The following is a 25925-nucleotide window of genomic DNA, read 5'->3' as shown; positions in this document are numbered from 1 at the left end:
ACTCCCAGATATGACCCAAAGCTGGGCGCCTCAAGCCAATTCCAGGAACTTCATCGATGTGCCCTTTAGTGGATTTTTAGGCCCACCTTCAGGATTGGTGGACTGACTAGAATACTGCACCACCCCAAAATTTATTCTAATCATATTATAACATATGTTAAATCACTAGCTCAAATATAGAATGTTTTAATGATTCCGGGAAACGATCAATCGGGCAATTTCTGCCAACAGGCCGGAGTCCACGGGCAAGTCAGCAAGGGCCGTCAACGCCTCGTCCAGATGAAATTGAAGCTTCTCCTTCGCACCTTTCATCGTCAAAAGGCTTGGATACGTACTCTTATGTTTCGACTCGTCGCTCCCCACCGGTTTACCAATCATTTCTTCAGATCCTTCAATATCAAGGATATCATCCTGAATTTGGAATGCGAGGCCGATATGGTAGGAAAATCGTTCAAGTAGCCTGAGTTCATTCTCTGACGCCCCTGAAATGATCCCCCCGGCCAATACGCTGAATATGAGTAGCTTACCTGTCTTATGAACGTGAATGTTTTCAAGTTCCTGTACAGTTAACCGCTTATTCTCCCCTTCGATATCGGCAACCTGACCGCCGACCATGCCCTCCGGACCGGCACACCGTGCGAGAAGGGCGATGAGCTTCACCTTTTGGTCATTTGTTAACTCTTTATCTTCTGCAATGAGCTGAAAACTATATGTCAGCAGACCATCGCCTGCCAGAATCGCCGCTGCCTCCCCAAACATCTTATGATTGGTCGGCTTGCCTCGCCTTAAATCGTCATCATCCATGGAAGGAAGGTCGTCATGGATCAAAGAATATGTATGAATCATTTCAAGGGCGGACGCAGTATTAAGTCCGAGCCTCGTGTCTTGTTTGAAAGTCCTGATCGCTGCCAGCAGGAGGATGGGACGTATTCTTTTCCCACCTGCCTGCAGGGAATAAATCATGGCCTCCTTTAATACAAGGGGGATCTTTAGGCCTTCGACGGTCTCAACCATATGTTTGGTGATCAGTTCCCCATGCTCCTGTTGAAACTCTTTCAATGTAATGGGAGGAAACATGTATTATTCCTCCTCATCGAGATCAAAGGTTTTTTCCCCTTCATCCGTCATCATTTTGGTTAATTGATTTTCTGCTTTTTGCAATGTATCATGACAGTATTTCGAAAGGTCCATCCCTTTTTGATAAAATTCCAGCGCCTTCTCGAGGGGAACTTCCCCTTCTTCTAATTTCTCCACGATTTCTTCCAACTGATCCATAGCTGTTTCAAATGATAGTTCTTCTTTAGACTTTGCCATTTCGCTCACTCTCCTCAACGGATTCAACTTCACAATATATTTTTCCATCTCTGACATTAATCTCGAGGCGGTCGCCTGCTTTTACTTGCTGAGATGATTTAATCAATTTGTCTTCATCCCGGTAAACAAGGCTGTATCCCCTGTCCATGATTTTCAATGGACTGAGGGCATGTAAGGTGGACAGTGCTGAAGTGAAACGGTGATTCTTTTCTTTCAACACTTGTTTAAACTGCTTTTCAAGCACTGCTTGCATAAATAAAACCCGTTCATGCTGCACCTTGATGATTTGGGATGGGTGAACACGTTCGAGCCTTGAATGAAGCCCGGATAATCGATCCCGGTTTTGTTTCACATGTATGCTGATATTTCTTTGCAGCTGATCCGTCAGCCGGTCGACGGTCTCGATCTTCTGCTGATAGAGATTTCTTGGATTCCTCAAAGCATATGATTTCGTTAATCCATTTAAGCGGCTTCTTTCACTTTGCAGCTTTGTTTTAAACGATTTAATCAGCCTTAGTTTCCGGTTCATGATTCTTTCCAATAGATCTTCAATGTGTGGAACAGCTAATTCCCCGGCAGCCGTCGGCGTAGGTGCCCTGAGATCCGCCACAAAATCGGCAATCGTAAAGTCTGTTTCATGTCCCACTGCAGAGATGACGGGAACCTTTGACTCGGCGATGGCTTTTGCCACGACTTCTTCGTTAAATGCCCACAGCTCTTCAATCGAACCGCCACCCCGGCCTATGATCAACACGTCGATATCACCGTGCTCATTCACTTTCCTCATCGCGCCGGCAATCGAGCCTGCCGCTTGATCGCCCTGGACCAGAGCAGGATATACGAGGATTTCTCCGATCGGATACCGCCGTTTGATCGTTGTGATGATGTCACGGATCGCAGCACCCGTCGGGGAGGTGACAACGGCAATCCGCTTCGGAAACTTAGGGATCATCCGTTTGCGGTCCTGTTCAAAGAAACCAGCTTTCTCGAGCTTTTCCTTCAGTTGTTCATACGCTAAATAAAGCTCACCGATTCCATCGGGCTGCATTTCTTTCACATAAATCTGATACTGTCCGCCTGACTCATACACGGAAATATCTCCGCGGATCAATACATTCATTCCATTTTCGGGCCTGAATTTCAGTGATTGATTATGACTTGAAAACATCACAGACAATATCCTGGCCTTTTCATCTTTCAGAGTAAAGTACATATGTCCGCTTGAGTGCCTTTTGAAGTTGGAAATTTCACCTCGTACAAACAAGTTGGATAGATGTGGGTCCCTGTCGAATTTACGCTTTATGTATTTTGTCAGAGCTTGTACCGTTAAATAACGTGATTGATCAAGTTCCATGCTCACTGACTCCTTTGTCCCTTGCACTGAATGAATTTTAAGTGCAGGAATACGGAAAGGGACCAGCGATTAGCCGTCCCTTTCCTTTTATGTTACGTATATTGTACTATTTTTTAACCGTTTTGGCGATTCCGGAAAGCCCATTCTGCAGATTTCACGGTGTTATAGAGAAGCATGGTGATCGTCATCGGGCCAACTCCACCGGGAACAGGTGTGATCTTACCTGCCTTTTCCTTTACTTCCGCAAAATTCACGTCTCCGCACAGCTTGCCATCTTCATTGCGATTCATGCCTACATCTATGACTACAGCCCCGGGTTTGATGTCCTCCGCCCCGATCAGATCCGCTTTGCCTACGGCAGAAACGATAATATCCGCCTGCTGTGTGAAGGAAGACATATTGTCCGTTTTCGAATGGCAGAACGTCACGGTGGCATTCCGATTCAGGAATAAGTGACCTGCCGGCTTTCCGACAATGTTACTTCGACCTATTATGACGACGTGTTTTCCTTCCACCGAAATGTTTTCATATTCAAGCATTTTCATGATTCCAAGTGGTGTGCATGAATAGAATGTATCTTGATTCGTCACCATTTTCCCAATGGAAACTGGGTGAAAGCCGTCCACATCCTTCGATGGAGAAATCGTTTCAATCACGGTAATCGGGTTGATATGTTCCGGCAGTGGAAGTTGCACGAGAATTCCATGAATATGATCCTGTTCATTCAATTCTCTGATTTTCCCAAGCAACTCTTCTTGTGTAAGAGTGGATTCATATAAATAAAGCTCTGAATGGATCCCAAGATTACTGCATGCCTTCCGCTTCATTTTCACATAAGAATGGGAGGCATGGTTATCACCCACCAGGATGACAGCCAGGCCAGGTATGACTTCCTGCTCCTTCAGCTGTTCAATCTGACTCTTTAATTGCTGCCGATAATGATCTGCAATGAGCTTGCCATCAATTATAGAAGCTGACATTCACTCGCCCCCTTACATTGTTAAGATTGACTTACCTTTGAAAGGACACCATTGATAAACTTACTGGATTGATCATCACCAAAGATCTTTGCAATTTCAACTGCTTCATTAATGACCACTTTATTTGGAACATCTTCTACAAACAGAAGCTCGTACACGCCTAAACGTAGAATATTACGATCGACTTTTGCCAGACGGTCAAAAGACCATTTCTCCAGGTTTTCACGAATATGTCCATCAATCCGTTCCTGATTCTCGATGAAGCCGAGAACAACCTGCTCAAGATAGGCATCCATCTTCTCCTCTTCCTCCAGCACGTTCCTTAACGCAACCTCCGGCTCAATCCCACTCATATCTATTTGAAATAACGCCTGTAAAGCCTTTTCACGGGCAACTCTTCTCTTCATCTTATATTTACTCCTTTAACTCCATCAATTTTCATACCTTTGATAATAGCACAAACCAAGGGCATAACGCACGCCTATCTAAAAAAATCAATATTCTGAAAAGAAAAGCGGAGGCGGGTTGGACAGGCCCGACAAGCATTTCCGGGAAATCCCTGAAGGCGCTTTTTGCCTTTGGGGATTTTTCAGAAATGACCTCGAGGGACTACCCGCCGGAGCTGGACAGCGTTATACATATAAAGAATCCAGCCGAAATCCCAGCAATTCCAGCCGTTTTGATGAAAAATCCAGCGGAAACCAATAGAAATCCAGCCATTTCAGGAAAAAATCCAGCCAATCTACTGAATAATCCAGCCATTTCCCATAAAACCCCATCCTCACTTGAATTCCAGGTGCACCTCCAGACACAAAAAAGAACGGCCCCCTAAAAGGACCGTTCTTCCCCATTACATTTCGTCTTCAATTTCAGCTTCAAACTTTTGATTTTCAAATTGGACGCCTACGATATGAACATTCACTTCGTCTGCTTCGAGAGCAGTCATGTTATGCAGGGCTTGACGAATATTGTCCTGGATTTTTTGAGCGACCGTCGGGATGGCTACACCGAATTTCATGAGGCAGTATACATCCACGATGATTCCTTCTTCGGCCAGTTCCACCTTGACGCCTTTACCGTGGTTTTTCTTTCCGAGTCGCTCGACGACACCTGTTGCGAAGTTTCCGCGCATTTGAGATACGCCTTCGACTTCTGACGCGGCGATTCCTGCGATTACTTCAATCACTTCAGGTGCGATTTCAATTTTCCCAAGACCGTCTTTACCGTGAGACATTTGTAAAAGGTTTTGATTTTCCGCCATGTAAGGCACCTCCTGAATTCACACTAGGATTTCATTACTTCATATTTTTCTAAGAATTTCGTATTGAATTCCCCACCTACAAAGGTTTCATGTTCTAATAGTCTCAGATGGAACGGGATGGTTGTGTGTATTCCTTCAACCACAAATTCACTTAGAGCCCGTTTCATCCTTGAAATAGCTTCTTCACGTGTTGCGCCATAGGTAATCACTTTGGCAATCATGCTATCGTAATATGGAGGGATCGTATAACCAGGATATGCGGCTGAGTCGACTCTTACGCCAATGCCGCCCGGTGGAAGATACATTTCGATCCGGCCTGCTGAAGGCATGAAATTCTTCTCTGGATTCTCCGCATTAATACGACATTCAATGGCCCAGCCGGTAAACGTCACTTCTTCTTGTGTCAGGGAAAGCTTTTGTCCTGATGCAACGAGAATCTGTTCCTTAATCAAATCGACTCCTGTTACTTGTTCGGTTACAGGATGTTCCACCTGGATACGCGTATTCATTTCCATAAAGTAGAATGATTGATTCACGTAGTCATATATAAATTCTACCGTGCCGGCACCTGTATAATCAACCGCTTTGGCTGCTTTTACTGCCGCTTCCCCCATTTTAACACGATTCTCTTCTGTTAAAGCAGGTGACGGGGTTTCTTCAATCAGTTTCTGAAGGCGGCGTTGAATCGTACAGTCCCGTTCTCCAAGGTGGATCACGTTTCCGAAGTTATCAGCGAGCACTTGAATTTCCACGTGCCTGAAGTCCTCGATGAACTTCTCGATATATACACCCGGGTTTCCGAATGCGGTCATGGCTTCCTGCTGGGTGATCGTCACCCCTTTGATAAGCTCTTCCCGACTTTTCGCGACCCGGATCCCTTTTCCTCCACCACCGGCAGTGGCTTTGATGATGACCGGGTAACCCATGGATTCTGCAAGCTGAACCGCATCATCTGCATCCTTCACAATGCCTTTTGAACCAGGTACAATCGGAACGCCTGCTTCCCTCATCGTTTCACGGGCCACGTCTTTCGTCCCCATCTTGGAGATGGCTTCAGGTGAAGGACCGATGAAGATGATGTTGCAATCACGGCACAACTCTGCAAAATCAGAGTTCTCTGCTAGAAATCCGTAACCCGGGTGGATGGCATCACAATCTGTCAGTTTAGCCACGCTAATGATGTTTGTGAAATTCAGGTAGCTGTCTTTCGATGCAGTTGGTCCGATGCAATAAGCTTCATCCGCTAGTTGAACATGGAGTGCCTCTTTATCTGCTTCAGAATAAACGGCTACACTTTCAATGCCTAAATCTCGGCATGCACGAATGATACGTACAGCAATTTCTCCTCGATTGGCTATTAATACCTTTTTTATCATATCTATTTTCGCTCCTTATTCAGGTTTAACCAAGAATAACGGCTGACCATATTCCACTAATTGACCGTCTTTTACTAAAATTTCTACGATTTCGCCTTTTGCTTCAGCTTCGATTTCATTAAATAGTTTCATCGCTTCCACGATGCACACCACTGAGCTTTCATCGACTTTATCCCCGACTTTTACATATGGACCTGATTCAGGTGAAGAAGATTCATAGAACGTCCCGACCATCGGAGACGTGATTTTATGTAGGTTTGCATCCTCTGCACTAGCTTGTGGAGCTTCTTTTTCTGGCTGTGCAGGAGCGGCTGCTTCCTGTACAGGAGCTTGTTGAACGGCTTGTGCAGCAGGTTTCACTTCTTCCACTGCCTGTATCACTTGTGGCTGGGCTGATACGGTCACGCCATTATTTTTCTTTAAATTGATCTTTGATCCATCATGCTCGTATGTAAACTCTTCAACACTTGATTGATCTACGAGTTTGATTATTTCGCGAATTTCTTGAATTTTCAACACTGTTGACACCCCTCTTATAGTTTATAAAATTATGACTAGCTACTAACATCATACGATAATACCACGTATAAATTCAATATGCGATTCCTACCATCCTGTTAAGCGCATACAACTCTACCTCTATTCTAGACCTTTTTCGCAAAAAAATAAAATAATAGAAAAGGATTTTTCATTTATCCGTTAAAAATGACCATAAGGGGGTATTTGCCGGCCTGAACATAAATATGCCGCCTAAAGGGTCTGCTTTAGGCGGCATCAGGTCATTGATCATTTAGTTTGCTGGCTGGAATTCCACTGCAACCGGCTTCATTTGTCCCACTTCACTCATGACCAGGCGGATAATTTCATTGGCATCCGCTTTGGAGTGCTCTTTGTCTGATTTCACTGTGATCCGGATGTTCTCTCCGTTCGCTCTGACAAGGGCATCCTCGTAACCCATTGTTTTAATCATCGTTTCAAGAACCGATTCCGTCATGGCCAACTCACGAAGGTTTTCCATTTGCTCATAGGCTGCACTCTTTTCTTCTGCTGATACATCCGCGTTTGCCACCTTCGCTTCCAGCTCTTCACGAAGCTGATCTCGCTGGTCTGTTACTTCAATACGCAATGCTTCGAACATTTCATTTCCAGCTGCATCCGTGACGACTTCCATGTCATTGCCTGACATCGTCTCTTTATCACCGTCTTTTGCCTGCTCTTTCCCGTCCTTTTCCTGATAAGCCATATCCGTCGCTTGTTGTGTTGGTGACGTAATGTAATACACCGAAAGGACAATCACAAGACTCAACATCGTTAATAACCAAACCGTTTGTTTTTTCAGTAACATCTATCATTTCCCCCTTATTGTTTGGGCAGGACCGATACCCGGTGACTTGGAACGTCAAGGGCACGGGTGACGGCCTCTATAATCCATTTTTTGATTTGTATGTTATCGGCTCCCTTTGCTACTACAAGGACACCGGTGACTTTAGGTTTTTTTGTTTCTTTCACAATGGGAACTTCTTTCTCACCGTTGTTCACAATGACGATTTCTTCTTCACGGGATTTATCTTCTATCGACCGCTTTCCGCCTTCTTTATCTTCTTCATCAGTGGATTGTGTTGTTGTCGATTCATTCTTCTCATACACTTTTGATTCCGTTGCCTCCACATTGACCACTACATATACATCGCTAACCCCTACAATTTGATCAAGGGCTTCTTTCAACTGATTTTCGTATCGATCTTCGTAATCCCTCATGGAACCATCCGACTCCTTTTGACCGGATCCGAATGCCGCCACCTCTTCAGGGGTACCTCCATCCACTTTCTTCGCAACTTCGAGCCCTTGATCACCGCTCCACAGATTGCTGATCAGCATGAAGGCCACTCCAACGAGAAGCACAATGATAAAGTAATGCAGCCTTGTTCCTTTTCCCCCTCTGGGCGGAGAGTTCGCGTCTTCCTTTGATAACCATTCCTTCAACATATTCAGCGGACCTTTATTAAAGTTCATTCGATTCCCCAGTCCCCCCTTCAACTGTAATGATTATTTTGTCTTGTGTTAGATTCCATTGTTCGGCTAGTAAGGAGGCCAGTTGGGACGTATCTTCGCCGGATGTTTTCTTTCTCGCTTCAGATCCCGTATCGATCTCCACGTTTTGGACTGTTTCAATGGTGCTGTCTTTTTCACTTTCCTTTTCTTTCACAATCACTGCCACTTCTGTAATACTGTCGGGAAGATTCTCTACGTCATCAGCTTGTATGGTCACCTTCTCAATGACTTTGCCGTGCTCATCCATCATCTCCTTTTCTGCTTGTTGTTTCATTTGGACAGCCATCTGTTCTAAAATATATGCACGTTGTGAGGCTTGTATTTCTTTTTTCTTCATTTCTATTTCATTTTCCATCGATTTATTCTGAATGGGACCATTTAAATTGATGGAACTCATCACTTCATCAAAATCAGTAGACATCAATTTGAAGAGCGGTGTAAGGATGATGGTAATCAATAATAAGCCGGTCACGATTTTGGCATATTTCTGCATGTTGGAGCTTGGAAGCAGCATGTCAATAACGGTGGCTAAGAGAACAAAGATAATGATATTTGTAATCCAATCGGTTAGAAATGACATGACGGGACCCCCTTATCTCATCATCATCGTTATATTTCCCGCTGCAATGATGACGGTAAGACTTAAGAAAAACATAAAGGACACGATGGCCAGGGCTGCAAAAACATAAATCACACTCTTTGCGATCGTATCCAGGCAGTCAATCACCGGTCCTCCCCCTAGAGGTTGAAGGAGAGCGGCTGCGAGTTTGTATATGAATGCAATCATCAAGATCTTGATGGCGGGAAAGGCAGCAATGATCAATACGATGGCGACACCTGCTATCCCCACCGTATTTTTCAACAGAACCGATGCGCTGATCACGGTATCCGTTGCGTCCGTGAACATCCTGCCGATGACCGGAACAAAGTTGCCTGTCACAAATTTCGCTGTGCGGATCGTTATGCCGTCCGTCACGGCAGCTGTTGCACCCTGTACGGATATCACCCCAAGAAAGACCGTCATGAACGCCCCTAACAGACCGATGCTCCAAGTTCTCAATAGCTGAGCCAACTGAGTCACTTTGTAATGACTGGAAAGGGTGCTTACAATGCTCAGAAGTGCGGAAAGAAATAAGAGGGGCAGCACGACATTTTGAATGAGTAAGCCGCTTGTATTCATCAGGAAGATAATGACGGGATGAAAGAAAGCTGCCGAAACCACGCCTCCTGAAGCGGCAATGAGGGCGAGTAGCAGCGGGATAAGGGCGATGATGAAATGAACCATGGTGGAGATGGCATCCCGGGTGTAGTCGATGGCCACATGAAAACTATTGAGGGCTATGATGATCAACACCATGAATATGATGCTGTATGCCACCTTGCTGACGCTTCCTCCTTCGAAAGCATTCTGCAGGGACTGGAGAAACATGCTGAAGATTGTGAGCATAATCAGGGTACCCAATAACTTGCCATTCATCACAAGCTCCTGAAAGGCAAATTTGAAGATTCCGCTGAACCATGCTTTAAATGAGAACTCTTTCTCGCCTTTCATGAAATCGATCAAACTGCCTTTTTGACTTTCTGGAAGATAGCCGCCGTATTGATCCACGATACTATTCCAATATCCCGTCAATTCTTCAACCCCTAACCGGTCCAGTTGCGCATCGATCATTTCCTGCTGAATCTTTGTGTCGGGAGGATTCTGTTCATCTCCTTCTTCTGCTTGTCCACTTGAAGCTGCGAGGACAAAGATAACGAGTGCTGTGATGAGTATCCGATATAATTGCACCATTTATTTCACCTCTTAACGTTTCACTTATCCAGTCGGAATCATATTGATGATCGTTTCGATGATGACTGTCAGGATGGGAACAGCCATTGCCAATATTAATATCTTTCCGGCAAGCTCCACTTTCGCTGCCAGTGCCCCCTGACCGGCATCTTTCGTAATGTGTGAAGCGAATTCCGCTATGTAAGCGATGCCGATGATTTTAAGAATAGTTTCCACATATACCATGTTCACATTTGCGTTTGCAGCCAATTTCTCGATCATATGAATGATGGAATAAATTTGATCAATCAGAAATAAAAAAATCGTACAACCTGTAAACACAATGAGCAGGAAAGCAAAATTCGGTTTTTGTTCTTTCACGATCAAAGCAAGAAAAGTCGCTACCAGTGCAATACCTACAATCTGGATGATTTCAATCGCGGACGCCCCCTCATCCTTGATATAAGAAGACCGATTTTATCTTCTGGAACAAATCATCGACAATCGAAGCCACCATGAACAAGATGTAAATGAATCCGAATAACGTCACCCACTGGGCATATTCCTTCTTCCCTACCTGATCTAAAATCGTATGCAAAAAGGCGACGACAATCCCTACTCCGGCAATCTTGAAAATTATATCCACGTCAATTCCCATATTTGTTTCCCTCCTGGTTTCTAAGCCTCATCCCGTATGCGGTCCGCAAGTCAGAGTAGTAGGATGATCAACAAAAGTCCTGATAGAAATCCTAAACTTTTCGTCATCTTTTCATATTTCTTCTGCTTTTCAACGGCTTCCGTTTCTTCCCTATCCAGATGTTTGAGTGCAAGCTGGATATGTTTTTGCTGAGTCATCATGTCATGTCTGCCAAGGTTCTCTCCGAATTGCTTCAGGATTTCATACTCACCCGCTTTAAAAGCCGTTAATTTCCAGATATCATTCAGGCTTTCTTCCCATGCTTTCTTCACTGAGATCTCCTGCTCTGTCAATTTCTTCGAGAAAGTTTCAAAAAACCAGGAAACAGGCTTTTGCAGTTGTTTTGAAATCTTCCTGGTCGCTTCATGCAATGGGGTATGACTGTAGGTGATTTCAGCTTCCAATGACTGAAGGGCCACCTTCAACAGCCGAAGCTGCCTGGGTCTTTCCGTCAAATATTTCGAAGCTTCGAACCCCGCCCAGGAAGTGGAAAGGAGAATAAATACAGCACCAATAAGTTTTATCATTTATGTCACACTCACTTTTTTCAGAAGAGATTGACCGTGTTCGTCCCACACCTCATGGACCTTACCCGGTTCATCCCCCCTCCTCAGTTCCACGAATCGTTCAATCGTCTGCAGATTCACAATATCCTTGATCACAGGTCTCTTTCTTACTTCACTTAAAGAAGACCCATGCGTCGTCATGACAAGGGTTATACCGGCATTCACGGCTTCCTGAATCGCTTGACCGTCTTCCACTCGTCCGATTTCATCCACGACCAGGACATCCGGACTCATGGAACGGATCAACATCATCATGCCTTCAGCCTTTGGACAGGCATCCAGCACGTCCACTCTCGGACCGAACATCAGCTGAGGGATGCCTTTCACGCAGCCGGCAATCTCTGATCGTTCATCGACGATCCCCACTTTGAACGGGGGGATATTTCTTTCAGGGACGCCTGTCGAAATCATCCTGGCCAGATCCCGTAGTAGAGTCGTTTTGCCCGTCTGAGGAGAACCGATCAGCATCGTGTGTTTCCAGCCATCACGATACACATATGGAAATAAGGATTGAGCTATGCCAATCTTTTCCCTGGCAATCCGGATGTTAAAAGAAGATAGATTCCGGATTCCCTTCACAACTCCTCCTTCAAGTATCACCTTCCCGGCAAGCCCCACCCGATGCCCGCCTTCAATCGTGATATAGCCACGCTTCAACTCTTCTTCCAATGTATAAAATGAATGGCGGGATAATTTGTTAATGAGCTGTTCACTATCTTCTTTTGTCACCGTATAGGAAAGAAAATATGGCTTCCCCCGTGCCGTTACCTCTAATACACGGCTGGTACGAACCCTGATTTCTTCTATCCGGTCAATCAGATCTTGTGGAAGGGACAGGACTTTGGCAGTTATAGTGCTGGGTAGAAAGGCTAGAACTTCATGCATATGGAGACCTCCTAATCTTGTTCCACTTCGGGTTGACGGGCATGGACCCTTTGTACATGCTTCCCGATAATACAATGTATTCTAGCGAATGAAGATTATGACAATAGAGTTGGAAGATTTGAGGTGGTCATTGGGGGTAGTGGATGGAAGCGGAGAGACAAAAAAAGCCTGAACGGGATGTATCCCGTTCAGGCTTTTCATATTTATTCTTTATCCACGTGATACATAAGATCCGTCCGTTGTATTAATGATTAATGTGTCCCCTTCGTTCACGAAGAATGGAACGTTCACCACTAAACCTGTTTCAACAGTAGCAGGCTTGGATCCACCGGAAGCCGTGTCGCCTTTGATTCCCGGCTCTGTTTCCGTCACTTTTAATTCAACAGAGTTTGGAAGCTCGACACCAAGCGTTTCGGCTCCGTACATCATGATGGATACTTCCATGTTTTCTTTCAAATATTTCAATTCATATTCGATGGTAGAAGCAGGAAGCTCGATTTGATCGTAGCTTTCGTTGTCCATGAATACATGCATGTCACCATTTGCATACAGGTACTGCATTTTACGGTTGTCGATTTGCGCTTTCCCTACTTTTTCACCGGCACGGAACGTTTTTTCCTGGATGGCACCTGTGCGCAGGTTACGAAGTTTAGAGCGGACGAACGCGGCTCCCTTTCCCGGTTTAACGTGTTGGAAATCGATTACCCGCCAAATTCCGTTGTCGACTTCGACGGTTAAACCTGTGCGAAAATCATTTACTGAAATCATGTGTATTCCTCCTATTGTCTAGTAGGCCTTTTTAAGGACTAAAATGGTAGAATGATTAGATCTTTTGTTGAGTGTGTCAGTGTTTCATTGGAATCTTCCGTTATGAGTGTATCATCTTCGATACGTACGCCGCCAACTCCGGGTACATAGACACCTGGTTCGACCGTTACGATCATCCCGGGCTCAAGTACCACGTCAGATCGTGAGGACAATCCTGGTCCTTCATGGACTTCAAGACCAATCCCGTGCCCCAGTGAATGTCCGAAATACTCTCCATAACCCTTTTCTGTTATGTAATCACGAGCGATTGCATCCGCTTCTTTTCCAGTCATGCCCGGTTTGATTTTTTCCATGGCAAGAAGCTGTGATTGAAGGACGACATCATAGATCTCTTTCAATTTCTCGGTTGGTTCCCCAACAGATAAAGTACGTGTCATGTCGGAGCAGTATCCTTTATAGTATGCACCATAATCCAAGGTTACAAAATCACCTTTTTCAATGACTTTATCACTGGCCACCCCGTGAGGAAGTGCAGAACGATTACCTGAGGCAACGATGATATCAAAAGAGGATGAAGTGGCTCCTGCCTTTCTCATGAAGAATTCTAATTCATTTGAAACCTCTAACTCTGTCACACCCGGTTTGATGAAATCTAATATATGCTTAAATGCTGCATCGGCGATATCCGCCGCATCCTTAATTATATTAAGCTCTTCAGGTGTCTTAATCAAGCGTAACTTTTCCACTAAACCGGATACCGGCACCATGTCCGCCTTCACTGCATCACGGTAACTTTCGAATGCACTGTACGTCATGTCGTTCTTTTCGAAACCAAGCTTCGTAATACCAAGGTTCTTCACCTGTTTTGCCAATTCTTCATGAATCGGACCGGTATGCTGCACGATTTCATAATCAGCCGCCTGTTCCGTTGCTTGTTCTATGTATCTGAAATCGGTGATGAATAATGCCTTCTCCTTTGAAATCAACACCACTCCTGAAGAACCCGTAAAGTTCGTCATGTAACGGCGATTATACGTACTCGTCAATAAAATACCGTCAAGTTCATTCTTTGTAAAGGTTTCACGTAATCGTTCAAGTTTCATCGTGTTCCACTCCCTTAATGTTCTTTATAATCGCTTTGAGGGCCAACTCGTAACCAAACAGGCCGAATCCGACGACCTGCCCAATCGTCTCAGCAGCCACGACAGACTGATGCCTGAACTCTTCCCGTGCATGAATATTTGATATATGCACTTCCACAACCGGGACGGATACAGACGCCACTGCATCTCTTAACGCATAGCTGTAATGCGTGAATGCACCGGGGTTCAGGATGATCCCCCCATATCCTTCATCTTCAGACTGGTGGATGACGTCAATCAATTCCCCTTCATGATTCGATTGAGCGGCAAACAATTCAACACCTTCATCTTCTGCCTTACTTTTCAAGGTTGCTTCCAGTTGAGCCAATGTGACATGACCGTAAATAGAAGGCTCCCGTTTCCCTAATCGGTTTAAATTGGGGCCATTTAACAGTAAGATTTTCACCATATGTAAACTCCTAAAAAAATAGAATGTTCATCATGAACATTCTAACATAAACCTTTTACCTATACCTACTTAATTGTCTGATAAATAGCATTTCTTAATTAATGAGAAACTTCCCCTGATTTTTCCTTTTCATCCTGATGCCTTAATTCATTTTCTTCATATGAAATCGAGTAACCTATAAAAACACCGTAAAGAATATACAAACAAAACGTCGTAATCAATGTGTGATAATCAATGGCTGTAAAGGATTTTATGCTTGGAAAAAGTGGATTCAGCAAAAGAAAAAATGCCAGGTACAGAGCGATTCCATACGCTGCACCAACCCACATGGACTTGAATTTTCGTAACAGGCCATAATAAATGAGAGCCACACCAATCGATATGACACCGTAAGCTACGATGGATAGAACGACTCCGATCCATTTGTCCACCCAGTTCCCGACTGCCCAAGGTTCAAATATGATATTAGGTTCGATTTTTGTAAAGGAAAAGAAATGGCAAATGTATGCAATCGCGCTCCACAACATCCCGGCAGTAAAGCCCGTCACGACCACCATCGCCGTGAAGGAAAGCGGTTTTTCACTTTGATTCTGCTCCAACCGTGGATTTTCTTTACTCTCTTCCGTCCCGTCCTGGACCTTCTCATGTTGCCCTTTCTGTTCTGCCATCTGTAACACCTCCATTCGTAGTATGTCCCATAGTATGAAACATTTGCATGGAATTGTTTATTTTTATTTCATTGATCGGGGACAAGGAACGTTGAGAAATAACATTCAGGAAACGCTCCCTCTAGTGATTTTCTTCAATATTTAGTAAAATAGATAATATCTTTTAAAGTTTCAGAAAAAAGAAGTGGGTTTGTCACATTCATTCCCTAATAAAAAAACAATTTATACGGTTAAAGAAGACCGAAATGGTCTAGAATAATAGTATAGATAATATCTAAGATGGATAGTGATGTAAGGAGGTGGCTTTGTTGAACGCTCGTAATATCTTTGTTTTCACACTCATATTGTTGGCTATGATCGGGCTCGGAACTTCCCTGTTCGGAAATCCTTTAGGTCTTGCAAGACAATTGCTGATTACAGCAGCCGTCATCGGGATCATCTATTTCATTTACAAAAAATGGTTCAGTGGAAGACGGACTGGAAATAGCAATGAACAGAGAGCGTTTGTTAAAGCAGCCAAGCAATCAAAGAAGCGACATAAGAAGAAGTCTACAAGTAAGCCTCAAGTATCCAGTGTTTCGAAAAAACGTTCGATACGAAAAAAATCCAATGCCAAACTAACCGTAATTGAAGGAAAAAAGAATAAAAAAAACAATCGAGCTTCGTTTTAGGAGCTCGATTGTTTTATTAATGGGGCCATGTTTGCAAAAAGGCTGCAGCCTTTGATTTCCCGTATTGAACGAGTTCAATCTTCCGCTCAGGAGTCAATTCGAATTCGGTGGTGAGGACGCCTTCTGTCGGAATAAAGATAATGTTCTTTTCAAGTTTTCTGGAAATATATCTTGAATCATGAGCGTCTTTCATGGTCGTAAAGAGGGCTCCATATAAATCAATGGCATTTTTGATCGGTTTTTTCGGCTTACTTATCAAATCGTGACTAAGCTTCACTCCGAGTACCGGCCTTATTTTCTTCACGTTTTCCCTGTCAAAGAGCCACATGGGGAAATTACTGAGCACTCCCCCGTCCACCATAAAACTGGTCCCTTCCAGTGAACGTAATTTCACAGGTTCAAAGAAATAAGGAAGGCTCGCACTCATCCGTATCGCCCGGGCAACAGGAAAGGTTTCTTTCGGTATTCCGTACTTCTCAAGGTCATCGGGGAGGACAAGCATTCTTCCGTTTGATAAATCCGATGCAATGACACGGAGGGACCCGGGGGGCAGATCGGCAAACGTATAAATACCCCTTGCTTTTAGCTTTTCTTCCACCCAGCTTTCAAGCGCCACTCCTTTATATAATCCCAAACGATAGTAAACCCGAAACCACTTAAGGATCGGCAGGGAAATGACCGCGTTTGAATCCAACAGATTCTTCAAGTCAACATCGTCCATGATTTTGAGTAATTCACGGCTTGAGTATCCTGCAGCAATAAATGCAGCAATCACAGCCCCTGCACTGGTTCCTGCCAGCCTCTTGAATGTGTATCCTTTCTCTTCAACCGCCTGGTATGCTCCTATCATGGCGAGCCCCTTTATACCTCCACCGGAAAATACGCCATCTATGTCCAAGTGCTCCCCTCCTTTTAGTGTATTACTACATCTTTAATTCACCTGGAAGGATTTTAGACTAAAAAAAACAGGAGGGGAACCAGTCCCCTCCTGCGCATCTAAATGATTATAGTCCACACTTCAGCTGAGCGCCGCAGTTTGTACAAGTATTGCATCCACCCATATCTTTTACCGTACCTTTACGGCAGACCGGGCACGTATTCCCCACTTCAGAACCGATGGTCACGTCCGTTGAACGCACGTCCTGGATTGTATCCAGTAAGACGATCGGCTTTTTGGCAGTCGGAATATCATGTTGATCCTGTTCATTCTCATCATCAAAGCTGTTTTCTTCCGCTTTAAGGGTGAGCACCTGAGAATCACGGCTTCCGTCCACATACACGGTACCGCCTTTTGCTCCACCTTTATAAAGTCGCTCATATACTTTTTCTACTTGTTCTACCGTATAACCACGAGGGGCATTAACGGTTTTCGAAATGGAGCTGTCGATCCAATTCTGGATAACGCATTGAACGTCGGCATGTGCTTGTGGAGCCAGGCTCATGGAAGAAACGAACCATTCCGGAAGATTGTCTGCATCCGCATCCGGATTTCTCTTCAAGTAATCCTCTACAATATCCGCCTTTACTTCAATGAATTTACCGAGACGTCCACTTCTGTAATAGGTGAAGGAGAAGTATGGCTCAAGACCCGTCGAGACCCCGACCATCGTACCTGTTGAACCTGTTGGGGCCACCGTCAGCAGATGGGAGTTCCGGATCCCGTACTCTTCAATGTCATGACGTACGTCTTCAGGCATTTTCTTCATAAAGCCTGTTTCCACGAATGCCTTACGCAGGGCCTTCGTTTCTTCATCGGTGCTTCCAGTCAGGAATGGGAAACTTCCTTTTTCCTTCGATAATTCCACAGAAGCACGATAAGCGGTTGTCGCGATGACTTCAAATACTTCATCCACAAGCCTGTTGCCCTCTTCTGAACCGTATTCTTTTTCACAGTAGATCAATAAGTCGGCAAGACCCATTACACCAAGGCCTACGCGTCGCTCTCCGAGAGCCTGCTTCTTATTTTCATCCAGGAAGTATGGAGTCGCGTCGATGACATTGTCCTGCATGCGGACGCCTACTTCCACCGTCCGCTTCAATTTTTCAAAATCAACTGTTTTCGTTTCTTTATCGGCGAATCGGGCAAGGTTGACAGCTGCCAGGTTACATACTGAATATGGTGCAAGCGGCTGCTCGCCACAAGGGTTCGTAGCGACTACTTTCTGCCCATATGCTTTCGCATTCGTCATATCATTTGCGTTATCGATAAAGAAGATTCCAGGTTCAGCCGAGTACGTTGCACACACATTGATCAGGTTCCACAGTTCCTTCGCCTTGATTTTGCGGTAGGTACGCACTTTATATCCGAGCTTTTCCCACTCACGTACATCGCCTACATTGTGCCACTCTTCATTATAGTACTTCATTTGCTCTTCATTATAGCTTTCCACATCTGGGAAGCGCAGTTCATAATCACGATCGTTTTCCACTGCTTCCATAAAGTCGCTTGTCAGGCAGACGGAGATGTTCGCCCCTGTCAGGAATTCTGAATTATGGACGCTGTACGTTCCGCCTGTGCGCAGTTTTTCTTCTGCATTCTTAAGGATCTTCGCATCAAATCCACCATAGCCGGGGATTTGTCTGTAGTTCAGGATCCCTTGATACATCGCTTCCTCTTGCTCTGTAAGAGGGGTGAATTTCAACTTTTCCTGAGCCGCCTTTTTAATGGTTTCATCTTCCGTGTTTTCCAGAAGATAACGCAGGATACGCGGGTTTTGCATTTTAGAAGTAATGAATTCGATAATATCCGGATGCCAATCGGTTAACATAATCATTTGGGCCCCACGTCTTGATCCGCCCTGCTCAACCAAATGAGTCAATTTCGCAATATCGTCCAGCCAGGAAACGGAGCCTGATGATTTACCGTTGACGCCTTTCGCCAGTGTATTGCGTGGACGAAGCGTCGATCCATTCGTTCCGACTCCGCCGCCTCGGCTCATGATCTCCATCACCTGCTTGCGGTGTTCTGAAATACCTTCGCGGGAATCCTGTACGAATGGCATCACGTAACAGTTGAAGTATGTTACGTCCGTGCCTGCACCCGCTCCGTACAGGACCCGTCCGGCAGGAACAAAATGCAGGTTCACTAGTTCATGATAGAATTTTTCAAACCAAACCTGTCTCTTTTCAGGAGTTTGTTCCACTTCTGCCAAGCCTGTTGCGTTACGCTTCGCAATTTGTTCATAGTAGACTTCAAGTGGTTTTTCAATGACATCGAGTGTCCTCGAGACAATCCCCGTCTCCATTTCCTCCGGTTTATCGATGGCACTTCTGTACTCTTCTTCGATCCAGACAGATGCTTTTTTCGTTTCCCAATCGATGCTTGATATGTAGCCCAATCCCCTTGCAGGGAACTTCGGATCTTCCTTGATGGTGAGGACCACGAAATCTCCTTCGGAAAGAGTGATCTTTTCCGTGTCTTTGAACGAATAACGATCGATCATGACAAGACGGGATACACCTTTGTGTGTAGTTTTCATATCCGGTGTAATGGGATGTACTTGAGGAAACAATCCAATATCCTTATTTAATCTCTCGGTGTTTAATTTCATCGTATTTTTCGACGCAACAGTCATAAAGACAACTCCTTCTATCTCAAATGTTTCAGTTTCTGCTTTCTTCACTGATGTATTATATCAATTATTAAGATATCATAGCCATTCTGGAAAAGCAATAAATAAACACAACATATTGTGTACGAAAAATTATTCGACACACCATATATTGTGTTTTGGGTCAATAGGTCATTTGTTTGTCAAACGGTTAATATGCCAATAAAAATAGAAAACGGGAGAAAAGAATAGAAAATCATATAATACTCCGTCCATTTCTATTAATTTAGAACTTGATATAAAATAAAGCACCGTTATCGTTGGTAAAATAGGAAAAAAGCGACAAGCATCGCTTTTTTTCTACAAAAAATTTTTTAACGTTTAAAATTCCACTCATCAGATTCGTATCGGGACTCGGCAAGATCCACAACATATTGTGTTTCCTCTTCAGAGAGCTCATAAGGCTCGAGATGGATGTTCAATCCTTTCTCAAAACCTTTTTTGAATGCTTCTTTCGCCATATCCATCGTGACCGGTACGGAACTGATTTCATTCATCGCAACAGCCTTGCTTTTAAATGCCCGCTGCATACGCTCTTTTACCCTGTCAGATGGGTAGTTAAACAGGCTGAACAGTTTATCCTCGTCAAGATCCAATAGAATCGAACCGTGCTGAAGGATGACACCTTTTTGCCTGGTCTGTGCACTTCCTGCCACTTTTCGTCCTTCAACGACAAGCTCATACCAGCTCGGAGCATCAAAGCAAACCGCTGAACGCGGGTTTTTTAATCCTTCCCGCTCTTCCGCCGTTCTTGGTACAGCAAAGTAGGCTTCGAGACCAAGACCTTGAAATCCCTTCAGAATCCCTTCGGAAATGACACGGTACGCTTCTGTGACGGTTCTCGGCATTTCCGGATGTTCTTCTGAAACGATGACGCTGTACGTCAATTCATGTTCATGAAGAACCCCTCTGCCTCCCGTCGGCCGTCTCACAAAACCAAGTCCATGCTCTTTGACGGCGTCAAGATTGATTTCCTTTTCCACTTTTTGAAAATAACCGATGGAAAGTGTCGCTGGATCCCACCCGTAAAACCGGATCGTAGGAGGGATCTTCCCTTCACTGTGCCAATCAAGCAATGCCTCATCAAGAGCCATATTATAAGAGGGAGAACAATTACCGGAGTCAATAAATCTCCACGTTTCCTTTTTCATGCAGCATACCTCATTTACGTCTTCTGTTTAATATTGATATGTAAAAATCCATCTTCATTCAAGTCCGTTACTAGTCTATCAAATCCAATCGAAAAAACAAAGAAAAACAGATTGGAAAGTGTTTGCTGTAAAATAATAAATTTGTTTTGATTCTTACTCACTTCATGAATATAATAGAAGATAGCGCACTTGTAGAAAGGAGCATGAATGATGGAAGGATTATATATTCTTTTAGTCGTACTTGGTGGAATCATCATCTATTCACTTTTTACGTTCTTCTATCAAAAGAGAATCGTGAATACATTGAATGAGGAAGAATTTCGAGCAGGATATCGTAAAGCTCAATTGATAGATGTTCGTGAAGCGAATGAATTTGAAAACGGTCACGTCCTCGGTGCACGGAATATTCCATTGTCACAGATCAAAATGAGACAAAAGGAAATCCGCTCAGATCAACCTGTATACCTTTATTGCCAAAGCGGACTCCGCAGCGGAAGAGCAGCACAAATGCTGCACAAAAAAGGCTACCGCAATCTTCACCAATTACAGGGTGGATTCAAAAAGTGGACAGGGAAAGTAAAGCATAAAAAATAATGCAGAGAGATCGCCCTGGGGCGATCTTTTTTTATTGGGTGGGATGGGTGTTCGTGCATGAACCATTTAAGAGGTGATACTGTTCTAGTACTGCTGATGGAATTAAATGGTATTAGGCTGGTTTTCTCCTGAAAACGGCTGGATTTTCAGATTAACCGGCCGGATTATCGACCAAAACGGCTGGTTTCATTGATTTTCCGGCTGGATTATCACCCAAATCGGCCGGTTCCCCCTCCACAACCACTACATATCGAAGGTCCGACCCTCAAATAAAAGCCCTGCAGAGATTTTTCTGCAGGGCTTTCAATGTAAATAGTATGTTTAGCTCTCTTTTGTATAACGCAGTACCGGTTTTCTTGCTGCCAGTGTTTCATCCATACGCTTCACGATGGTTGTGTGAGGGGCTTCCTGGACGATTTCCGGTGTTTCTTCTGCTTCTTTGGCAATTTGGATCATGGCATCAATGAATGAATCAAGGGTTTCTTTTGATTCTGTTTCCGTCGGTTCGATCATCATGCACTCTTCCACGTTCAATGGGAAGTAGATGGTCGGTGGGTGATATCCGAAGTCCAGTAGTCGCTTCGCAATATCCAATGTACGGACGCCGAGCTTCTTCTGACGTTTCCCGCTGATGACAAACTCATGCTTACAATGACGGTCGTAAGGAAGGTCAAAGTGAGGTGCGAGTCGACGCATCATGTAATTGGCATTCAGAACCGCGTTTTCCGTTACGGCTCTCAGTCCGTCCGGACCCATCGTCCTGATATACGTATAAGCACGGACATTGATACCAAAGTTTCCATAGTAAGGTTTTACCCGGCCGATGGATTCAGGTCTGTTGTAATCGAATTCGAATGTTTCACCATTTTTCACAAGTACCGGTTTAGGAAGGTATTTAATCAAGTCTTCCTTCACTCCGACAGGACCGCTTCCCGGACCACCGCCTCCGTGAGGGCCAGTGAATGTCTTATGGAGATTTAAATGTACGACATCAAATCCCATATCCCCCGGTCTTGCTTTCGATAGAACCGCATTTAGATTGGCACCGTCATAATACAGCTTACCGCCAGCTTCATGAATGATGGAAGCCATTTCCATGATGTTCTCTTCGAATAATCCAAGGGTGTTCGGGTTTGTCAACATCAGGGCAGCCGTGTCATCCCCGACGACGCGCTTAAGATCGTCTAAATCGACGAGCCCATTCTCGTTGGACTTAACGGTAATGGTTTCAAAGCCGGCAACCGTTGCACTGGCAGGATTCGTGCCATGAGCGGAATCGGGTACGATGACCTTCGTACGGTGTGTATCACCATTCGCTTCATGATAGGCACGGATCATCATAAGACCGGTCCATTCGCCATGGGCCCCCGCAGCAGGTTGAAGTGTGACTTCATCCATACCGGTGATTTCTTTCAAATGCTCCTGCAGGTCATACATCAGTTCAAGGGCACCTTGAACGCTTTCTGCTTCCTGTAGCGGATTGATATGGGCAAATCCATTCAAGCGTGCAACGTTTTCGTTCACTTTCGGATTATACTTCATCGTACAGGATCCAAGTGGATAGAATCCGGAGTCCACACCGTGATTACGTTTGGATAAGGCCGTATAATGGCGCATGATATCGAGTTCAGAGACCTCCGGGAGTTCCGGTGCTTCTGTGCGTATATACTCAGGTGGAAAGAGCTCGGATAGATCTACCTGAGGTACATCCATTTCAGGTAAGCTGTAACCAATTCGGCCTTCTTTTGATAATTCAAAAATAAGAGGTTGATCTTGCTTATTCATGACAATCCCCCAATTCTGCTGCGAATGCATCGATTTCATCTTTGCTGCGAAGTTCTGTGACAGCCACCAGCATATGCTGTGTCAAGCTGTCGTCCATTAGTCCAAGATCATATCCACCAATCATGTCTTTTTCCAGTAGCTTTTGATTGATGTCTTTGACCGGCCTATTTACTTTTACGACAAACTCATTGAAAGATGGTCCTTCAAACGCGACGAGGAATCCTTTCGCTTTCAACGCTTCCTTGGCATAATGAGCTTTTTGGATATTTTGAATGGCCATTTCTTTGACACCCTGTTTTCCGAGTGCGGTCATCGCGACGGATGCCGCGAGTGCATTCAATGCCTGATTGGAACAGATATTCGATGTCGCTTTGTCACGACGGATATGTTGTTCACGAGCTTGGAGAGTCAAAACGAAACCACGGATGCCGTCTTCATCGACAGTTTGACCGACCAGGCGGCCAGGTACCTTACGCATAAGCTTCTTATTCACGGCGAAGTATCCGCAGTGAGGCCCACCGAAGGCACTCGGGATACCGAATGGCTGTGCATCCCCAATGACAATGTCAGCCCCTAATTCCCCTGGAGGTGTAAGTGCCCCGAGTGCAAGGGGGTTTGAGGATACGACGAACATCGCTTTTTCCCCGTGTGCCACTTCTTCGATCGCTTTCAGCTCCTCGACCCGCCCGAAGAAGTTAGGATATTGAACGATGACCGCTGCAATCTCATCACTCATTAATTTCTTAAGTTCTTCCACATCGGTTACACCATCTGTGTGCGGAATCTCCACCACTTCGATATACTGACCTTTTGCATATGAGCGCAAAACATCACGTGATTCGGGATGGACTGTGCTTGAAACAAGGACCTTCTTGCGACGGGTCTGGCCTGCGCTCAGCATTGCTGCTTCTGCAAGAGCCGTTCCCCCATCATACATAGAGGAGTTCGCTACATCCATACCTGTCAGCTCACAAATCATCGTCTGGAATTCAAAAATCGCTTGAAGCTCCCCTTGGGAAATCTCAGGCTGATATGGCGTATAAGCTGTATAAAACTCTGAACGTGATAATACGTGATCCACGATGATCGGCATGTAGTGATCATAGACCCCTGCCCCGAGAAACGATGTATGACTTTTCAGGTCAGCATTCTTCGCTGCCATTTTAGTCAGTTCTTTTACCAGTTCCGTTTCTGACTTCGCTTCTTTGATTCTGTAATCCCCTTTGAAACGAACCTGTTCAGGAATATCTTCAAATAGATCGTTAACGCTGTCTACTCCTATTTGTTCTAACATTTCCCTTTGATCCTGCTCTGTCATCGGTAAATAACGATGCTTCATGACCGTCATTCCTCCCCTATTTCTTTGGTCTTTTATAAAAAGGTGTTGATGCCACTTTCGCTTTAAGCTTTTTCCCTCTGATTTCAACCTGTACTTCTGTATCCAGTGAAGTGAATTCTTTATCAAGCAATGCCAATCCAATATTTTTCTTTAATGTAGGCGATTGTGTCCCTGTTGTGACTTCCCCTATTTCTTCTTCACCTGAAAATACTTTATAACCATGACGGGGGATGCCGCGGTCGATCATTTCAATACCGACGATCTTTCGCGGGGCACCTTCTTCTTTTTGTCGTTTCAGTACTTCCTGACCGATGAATGGAATCTCTTTATTCACTTTTACAGCGAAACCGATTCCCGCCTCGATCGGTGTGATCGATTGAGATAATTCTTGTCCGTAAAGGGCAAGGTTCGCTTCAAAACGCAAGGTGTCACGCGCACCTAGTCCGCATGGAAGGACGCCCTGCTCCTTGCCGGCAGCCAGGATCGCCTTCCAGATCACAGCCGCATCTCCTGCATCACAGTAAATCTCAAACCCGTCTTCCCCTGTGTAACCTGTACGGGAAACGAGTGCGTGCTTCCCATCTATGTTCACTTCAGTCTGAAATTTAAAAAATCCGATGTCACCCAATGTATGTTCATTTGTGATTGTTTGTAACACCTCTTCGGCAATCGGACCTTGAAGTGCCAATTGTGCCATTTGTTCAGAGATATTGTTAATTTCAACTTCTTCTGTCTGATGTTCTTTCAACCATTTGAAATCTTTATCTATATTTGCTGCATTGACAACAAGCAAATAATCATTATCTTTTATCTTATAAACAAGTAAATCATCGACCGTCCCACCGTTTTCGTAGCACATAGCCGTATACTGAGCGCCTCCGTCTTTCACTTTGGAGACATCATTTGTCATCATTTTTTGTAAGTAGTCAAGAGCCCCTTCACCCTTCACTTCAATTTCTCCCATATGAGAAACGTCGAATAGTCCTGCCCGGGATCGTACCGCTTCATGTTCTTCCTTAATACTTGAGAATTGCACTGGTAAAGCCCAGCCACCGAAGTCGATGGTCTTTCCTCCATACTCTTTGTACACTTCGTATAAAGGTGTTTGTTTTAACTCTGACATGACTTTTCCCCCTTTATCTTTCTTACATGCATAATCCTTAACCACGTTTTATCCCATGAAAAAAGGACAGAAAAACCCCTTTTCATAAAGAAGTTTTCTCTGTCCTTGCACCTGAAAGTTTACCGAAGAACGGCTTTCCCCTTTGGTGGTTTCCTGATAACGGAAACACTCTCCAGAGTTGCGTCCAACAAGAGTCTTTTTGCCTGAGAGATTCACACTTAAACGTGCTTGCTCCTTCGGCGCTGAATGCACAGTCTCTCCCCTTGTCATCATTCGCCAATATTCCTTGAAACAATTGGTCATACTAGAAATATACAGAAGAAATGTTGTAAATGTGAATGTTCGGATTTTCGAGTTTTTCTAACAATTGAAAATCTATTTTCATCCTACCATTAAATACGAGTTTTG

29 protein-coding genes and 2 riboswitches are annotated in these 25925 nt (G+C 44.5%); of the genes, 2 read left to right on the top strand and 27 right to left on the bottom strand.

What is annotated here, in order from left to right; genetic code table 11:
• Window positions 1-186: 186 nt before the first annotated feature.
• The 21 genes from ACSQ2E_RS08810 to ACSQ2E_RS08710 form a co-directional block, all read right to left on the bottom strand.
• Window positions 187-1077 carry a polyprenyl synthetase family protein gene (locus ACSQ2E_RS08810; RefSeq protein ID WP_435990188.1) on the bottom strand — a complete coding sequence of 297 codons (891 nt, stop codon included), beginning with the start codon at window positions 1075-1077 and terminating at the stop codon, window positions 187-189.
• A 3-nt stretch (window positions 1078-1080) separates the two neighbouring features.
• Complete coding sequence (gene xseB, locus ACSQ2E_RS08805; protein ID WP_435990187.1) at window positions 1081-1314, bottom strand: exodeoxyribonuclease VII small subunit; 234 nt, start codon at window positions 1312-1314, stop codon at window positions 1081-1083.
• A complete protein-coding gene (xseA, locus tag ACSQ2E_RS08800; RefSeq protein ID WP_435990186.1) occupies window positions 1301-2668 on the bottom strand; it encodes an exodeoxyribonuclease VII large subunit in 1368 nt (455 codons plus the stop codon). The genes xseB and xseA overlap by 14 nt, the downstream gene beginning before the upstream one ends.
• Window positions 2669-2781: 113 nt before the next feature.
• Window positions 2782-3648 (bottom strand): bifunctional methylenetetrahydrofolate dehydrogenase/methenyltetrahydrofolate cyclohydrolase FolD, encoded by an 867-nt coding sequence (folD, locus tag ACSQ2E_RS08795; protein WP_435990185.1) that lies wholly within the window; start codon window positions 3646-3648, stop codon window positions 2782-2784.
• Between the two features lie 20 nt (window positions 3649-3668).
• Window positions 3669-4055: a transcription antitermination factor NusB gene (gene nusB / locus ACSQ2E_RS08790; RefSeq protein ID WP_435990184.1), complete on the bottom strand. Its 387-nt coding sequence runs from the start codon at window positions 4053-4055 to the stop codon at window positions 3669-3671.
• A 225-nt stretch (window positions 4056-4280) separates the two neighbouring features.
• On the bottom strand, window positions 4281-4460 hold the full coding sequence (locus tag ACSQ2E_RS08785; protein WP_435990183.1) for a hypothetical protein: 180 nt from the start codon (window positions 4458-4460) through the stop codon (window positions 4281-4283).
• A 38-nt stretch (window positions 4461-4498) separates the two neighbouring features.
• A complete protein-coding gene (locus ACSQ2E_RS08780) occupies window positions 4499-4909 on the bottom strand; it encodes an Asp23/Gls24 family envelope stress response protein (RefSeq protein ID WP_435990182.1) in 411 nt (136 codons plus the stop codon).
• Between the two features lie 23 nt (window positions 4910-4932).
• Window positions 4933-6285 carry an acetyl-CoA carboxylase biotin carboxylase subunit gene (gene accC / locus ACSQ2E_RS08775; RefSeq protein ID WP_435990181.1) on the bottom strand — a complete coding sequence of 451 codons (1353 nt, stop codon included), beginning with the start codon at window positions 6283-6285 and terminating at the stop codon, window positions 4933-4935.
• 15 nt (window positions 6286-6300) lie between these two features.
• Window positions 6301-6804, bottom strand: coding sequence for an acetyl-CoA carboxylase biotin carboxyl carrier protein (gene accB / locus ACSQ2E_RS08770; protein WP_435990180.1), 504 nt, complete (start codon window positions 6802-6804; stop codon window positions 6301-6303).
• Window positions 6805-7075: 271 nt separating this feature from the next.
• A complete protein-coding gene (locus ACSQ2E_RS08765) occupies window positions 7076-7630 on the bottom strand; it encodes a SpoIIIAH-like family protein (protein ID WP_435990179.1) in 555 nt (184 codons plus the stop codon).
• 14 nt (window positions 7631-7644) lie between these two features.
• Complete coding sequence (gene spoIIIAG, locus ACSQ2E_RS08760; protein WP_435990178.1) at window positions 7645-8298, bottom strand: stage III sporulation protein AG; 654 nt, start codon at window positions 8296-8298, stop codon at window positions 7645-7647.
• Window positions 8288-8917: a stage III sporulation protein AF gene (spoIIIAF, locus tag ACSQ2E_RS08755; protein WP_435990177.1), complete on the bottom strand. Its 630-nt coding sequence runs from the start codon at window positions 8915-8917 to the stop codon at window positions 8288-8290. The genes spoIIIAG and spoIIIAF overlap by 11 nt, the downstream gene beginning before the upstream one ends.
• Before the next feature lie 12 nt (window positions 8918-8929).
• Window positions 8930-10129 carry a stage III sporulation protein AE gene (gene spoIIIAE, locus ACSQ2E_RS08750; RefSeq protein WP_435990176.1) on the bottom strand — a complete coding sequence of 400 codons (1200 nt, stop codon included), beginning with the start codon at window positions 10127-10129 and terminating at the stop codon, window positions 8930-8932.
• Between the two features lie 24 nt (window positions 10130-10153).
• Window positions 10154-10546: a stage III sporulation protein AD gene (spoIIIAD, locus tag ACSQ2E_RS08745; RefSeq protein ID WP_094075148.1), complete on the bottom strand. Its 393-nt coding sequence runs from the start codon at window positions 10544-10546 to the stop codon at window positions 10154-10156.
• Between the two features lie 13 nt (window positions 10547-10559).
• On the bottom strand, window positions 10560-10766 hold the full coding sequence (spoIIIAC, locus tag ACSQ2E_RS08740) for a stage III sporulation protein AC (RefSeq protein WP_034758004.1): 207 nt from the start codon (window positions 10764-10766) through the stop codon (window positions 10560-10562).
• A gap of 50 nt (window positions 10767-10816) precedes the next feature.
• Window positions 10817-11332 (bottom strand): stage III sporulation protein SpoIIIAB, encoded by a 516-nt coding sequence (spoIIIAB, locus tag ACSQ2E_RS08735; RefSeq protein ID WP_435990175.1) that lies wholly within the window; start codon window positions 11330-11332, stop codon window positions 10817-10819.
• Window positions 11333-12256 (bottom strand): stage III sporulation protein AA, encoded by a 924-nt coding sequence (gene spoIIIAA, locus ACSQ2E_RS08730; protein WP_435990174.1) that lies wholly within the window; start codon window positions 12254-12256, stop codon window positions 11333-11335.
• Window positions 12257-12466: 210 nt separating this feature from the next.
• On the bottom strand, window positions 12467-13024 hold the full coding sequence (gene efp / locus ACSQ2E_RS08725) for an elongation factor P (protein WP_435990173.1): 558 nt from the start codon (window positions 13022-13024) through the stop codon (window positions 12467-12469).
• Between the two features lie 38 nt (window positions 13025-13062).
• A complete protein-coding gene (locus tag ACSQ2E_RS08720; protein WP_435990172.1) occupies window positions 13063-14127 on the bottom strand; it encodes a M24 family metallopeptidase in 1065 nt (354 codons plus the stop codon).
• Window positions 14117-14575 carry a type II 3-dehydroquinate dehydratase gene (aroQ, locus tag ACSQ2E_RS08715; protein WP_435990171.1) on the bottom strand — a complete coding sequence of 153 codons (459 nt, stop codon included), beginning with the start codon at window positions 14573-14575 and terminating at the stop codon, window positions 14117-14119. Before aroQ ends, ACSQ2E_RS08720 begins: the two co-directional genes overlap by 11 nt.
• Window positions 14576-14673: 98 nt before the next feature.
• The gene (locus ACSQ2E_RS08710) at window positions 14674-15243 is read right to left on the bottom strand and encodes a YqhR family membrane protein (RefSeq protein WP_435990170.1); all 570 of its coding nucleotides are present in this window, start codon (window positions 15241-15243) and stop codon (window positions 14674-14676) included.
• Between the two features lie 308 nt (window positions 15244-15551).
• On the opposite strand from ACSQ2E_RS08710, the gene ACSQ2E_RS08705 reads away from it, so the two are divergent.
• Window positions 15552-15914: an SA1362 family protein gene (locus ACSQ2E_RS08705; protein ID WP_435990169.1), complete on the top strand. Its 363-nt coding sequence runs from the start codon at window positions 15552-15554 to the stop codon at window positions 15912-15914.
• A 16-nt stretch (window positions 15915-15930) separates the two neighbouring features.
• Here the strand turns inward: ACSQ2E_RS08705 and ACSQ2E_RS08700 are convergent, their stop codons facing one another.
• The 3 genes from ACSQ2E_RS08700 to ACSQ2E_RS08690 form a co-directional block, all read right to left on the bottom strand.
• The gene (locus tag ACSQ2E_RS08700) at window positions 15931-16812 is read right to left on the bottom strand and encodes a patatin-like phospholipase family protein (protein WP_435990168.1); all 882 of its coding nucleotides are present in this window, start codon (window positions 16810-16812) and stop codon (window positions 15931-15933) included.
• A 106-nt stretch (window positions 16813-16918) separates the two neighbouring features.
• Window positions 16919-19489, bottom strand: coding sequence for a vitamin B12-dependent ribonucleotide reductase (locus ACSQ2E_RS08695; RefSeq protein ID WP_435990167.1), 2571 nt, complete (start codon window positions 19487-19489; stop codon window positions 16919-16921).
• Between the two features lie 350 nt (window positions 19490-19839).
• Window positions 19840-20676 carry a lipoate--protein ligase family protein gene (locus tag ACSQ2E_RS08690; RefSeq protein WP_435990166.1) on the bottom strand — a complete coding sequence of 279 codons (837 nt, stop codon included), beginning with the start codon at window positions 20674-20676 and terminating at the stop codon, window positions 19840-19842.
• 210 nt (window positions 20677-20886) lie between these two features.
• Here ACSQ2E_RS08690 and ACSQ2E_RS08685 point away from each other — a divergent pair, with 210 nt between their 5' ends.
• Window positions 20887-21270 (top strand): rhodanese-like domain-containing protein, encoded by a 384-nt coding sequence (locus ACSQ2E_RS08685; RefSeq protein WP_034757979.1) that lies wholly within the window; start codon window positions 20887-20889, stop codon window positions 21268-21270.
• Window positions 21271-21591: 321 nt separating this feature from the next.
• Here the strand turns inward: ACSQ2E_RS08685 and gcvPB are convergent, their stop codons facing one another.
• The 3 genes from gcvPB to gcvT are packed head-to-tail and all read right to left on the bottom strand — an operon-like array spanning window position 21592 to window position 25517.
• Window positions 21592-23055: an aminomethyl-transferring glycine dehydrogenase subunit GcvPB gene (gene gcvPB, locus ACSQ2E_RS08680; RefSeq protein ID WP_435990165.1), complete on the bottom strand. Its 1464-nt coding sequence runs from the start codon at window positions 23053-23055 to the stop codon at window positions 21592-21594.
• Window positions 23048-24394, bottom strand: coding sequence for an aminomethyl-transferring glycine dehydrogenase subunit GcvPA (gene gcvPA / locus ACSQ2E_RS08675; protein ID WP_435990164.1), 1347 nt, complete (start codon window positions 24392-24394; stop codon window positions 23048-23050). Before gcvPA ends, gcvPB begins: the two co-directional genes overlap by 8 nt.
• 16 nt (window positions 24395-24410) lie before the next feature.
• Window positions 24411-25517, bottom strand: coding sequence for a glycine cleavage system aminomethyltransferase GcvT (gcvT, locus tag ACSQ2E_RS08670; RefSeq protein ID WP_435990163.1), 1107 nt, complete (start codon window positions 25515-25517; stop codon window positions 24411-24413).
• A 97-nt stretch (window positions 25518-25614) separates the two neighbouring features.
• Window positions 25615-25695, bottom strand: a riboswitch (glycine riboswitch).
• A gap of 3 nt (window positions 25696-25698) precedes the next feature.
• Window positions 25699-25790: riboswitch (glycine riboswitch) on the bottom strand.
• Between the last annotated feature and the right edge of the window lie 135 nt (window positions 25791-25925).

It is taken from the genome of Rossellomorea sp. LjRoot5 (genome assembly GCF_964253455.1).
Classification (GTDB): Bacteria; Bacillota; Bacilli; order Bacillales; family Bacillaceae_B; genus Rossellomorea.
This window is presented reverse-complemented; position numbering and strand designations above follow the sequence as displayed.

What these genes read in the sequence shown, in the direction of transcription:
- gcvPA (WP_435990164.1), bottom strand. Translation starts at nt 24,394, where the DNA reads ATGAAGCATCGTTATTTACCGATGACAGAGCAGGATCAAAGGGAAATG.
- ACSQ2E_RS08765 (WP_435990179.1), bottom strand. Translation starts at nt 7,630, where the DNA reads ATGTTACTGAAAAAACAAACGGTTTGGTTATTAACGATGTTGAGTCTT.
- ACSQ2E_RS08780 (WP_435990182.1), bottom strand. Translation starts at nt 4,909, where the DNA reads ATGGCGGAAAATCAAAACCTTTTACAAATGTCTCACGGTAAAGACGGT.
- xseA (WP_435990186.1), bottom strand. Translation starts at nt 2,668, where the DNA reads ATGGAACTTGATCAATCACGTTATTTAACGGTACAAGCTCTGACAAAA.
- spoIIIAF (WP_435990177.1), bottom strand. Translation starts at nt 8,917, where the DNA reads ATGTCATTTCTAACCGATTGGATTACAAATATCATTATCTTTGTTCTC.
- spoIIIAE (WP_435990176.1), bottom strand. Translation starts at nt 10,129, where the DNA reads ATGGTGCAATTATATCGGATACTCATCACAGCACTCGTTATCTTTGTC.
- ACSQ2E_RS08720 (WP_435990172.1), bottom strand. Translation starts at nt 14,127, where the DNA reads ATGAAACTTGAACGATTACGTGAAACCTTTACAAAGAATGAACTTGAC.
- ACSQ2E_RS08710 (WP_435990170.1), bottom strand. Translation starts at nt 15,243, where the DNA reads ATGGCAGAACAGAAAGGGCAACATGAGAAGGTCCAGGACGGGACGGAA.
- gcvPB (WP_435990165.1), bottom strand. Translation starts at nt 23,055, where the DNA reads ATGAATAAGCAAGATCAACCTCTTATTTTTGAATTATCAAAAGAAGGC.
- nusB (WP_435990184.1), bottom strand. Translation starts at nt 4,055, where the DNA reads ATGAAGAGAAGAGTTGCCCGTGAAAAGGCTTTACAGGCGTTATTTCAA.
- ACSQ2E_RS08690 (WP_435990166.1), bottom strand. Translation starts at nt 20,676, where the DNA reads ATGAAAAAGGAAACGTGGAGATTTATTGACTCCGGTAATTGTTCTCCC.
- ACSQ2E_RS08810 (WP_435990188.1), bottom strand. Translation starts at nt 1,077, where the DNA reads ATGTTTCCTCCCATTACATTGAAAGAGTTTCAACAGGAGCATGGGGAA.
- spoIIIAA (WP_435990174.1), bottom strand. Translation starts at nt 12,256, where the DNA reads ATGCATGAAGTTCTAGCCTTTCTACCCAGCACTATAACTGCCAAAGTC.
- xseB (WP_435990187.1), bottom strand. Translation starts at nt 1,314, where the DNA reads ATGGCAAAGTCTAAAGAAGAACTATCATTTGAAACAGCTATGGATCAG.
- spoIIIAG (WP_435990178.1), bottom strand. Translation starts at nt 8,298, where the DNA reads ATGAACTTTAATAAAGGTCCGCTGAATATGTTGAAGGAATGGTTATCA.
- gcvT (WP_435990163.1), bottom strand. Translation starts at nt 25,517, where the DNA reads ATGTCAGAGTTAAAACAAACACCTTTATACGAAGTGTACAAAGAGTAT.
- spoIIIAC (WP_034758004.1), bottom strand. Translation starts at nt 10,766, where the DNA reads ATGGGAATTGACGTGGATATAATTTTCAAGATTGCCGGAGTAGGGATT.
- aroQ (WP_435990171.1), bottom strand. Translation starts at nt 14,575, where the DNA reads ATGGTGAAAATCTTACTGTTAAATGGCCCCAATTTAAACCGATTAGGG.
- efp (WP_435990173.1), bottom strand. Translation starts at nt 13,024, where the DNA reads ATGATTTCAGTAAATGATTTTCGCACAGGTTTAACCGTCGAAGTCGAC.
- ACSQ2E_RS08695 (WP_435990167.1), bottom strand. Translation starts at nt 19,489, where the DNA reads ATGACTGTTGCGTCGAAAAATACGATGAAATTAAACACCGAGAGATTA.
- ACSQ2E_RS08685 (WP_034757979.1), top strand. Translation starts at nt 20,887, where the DNA reads ATGGAAGGATTATATATTCTTTTAGTCGTACTTGGTGGAATCATCATC.
- spoIIIAB (WP_435990175.1), bottom strand. Translation starts at nt 11,332, where the DNA reads ATGATAAAACTTATTGGTGCTGTATTTATTCTCCTTTCCACTTCCTGG.
- accC (WP_435990181.1), bottom strand. Translation starts at nt 6,285, where the DNA reads ATGATAAAAAAGGTATTAATAGCCAATCGAGGAGAAATTGCTGTACGT.
- folD (WP_435990185.1), bottom strand. Translation starts at nt 3,648, where the DNA reads ATGTCAGCTTCTATAATTGATGGCAAGCTCATTGCAGATCATTATCGG.